This is a genomic window from Bradyrhizobium sp. MI1.10, from assembly GCF_055811035.1.
The window spans coordinates 1-312 of the sequence record NZ_JBVVPN010000178.1 but is presented as its reverse complement, the minus strand read 5'-3'; the positions used below and the strand labels follow the sequence as shown (position 1 = coordinate 312).

The 312-nt window shown below is 62.5% G+C and carries 1 protein-coding gene; it reads left to right on the top strand.

The window, feature by feature from the left end; translation table 11 throughout:
• Positions 1 to 312, top strand: a 312-nt coding sequence (locus tag AC0L3K_RS40810; protein WP_473368234.1) for a DUF4082 domain-containing protein, incomplete at both ends; no start/stop codon positions are given.

Genomic DNA, 312 nt, shown 5'->3' with positions numbered 1-312 from the left:
TCGCCACGCCGCTCACCATCGCGGCCGGTACGACCTACGTGGTCTCGGTCAATATCAACAGTTACTACGTCTCCACCACCCAAGGCTTCGCGTCCGGCATCAGCAATGGTGGCCTGAACGCTGCGGCCGGCGCCGGCGTCTACGACTCCACTGGCGGCGTCTTCCCGACCAACGTCTATCAGAACGCAAACTACTTCCGCGACGTCGTATTCGCCGCAGGCTCGACAAATCCTAACAATCACCCCGGCGCGGTGGGCGTCAGCGGGACGCCAACGCAGAACCAGATTTTGACCGCGACGGTGAGCGATACGG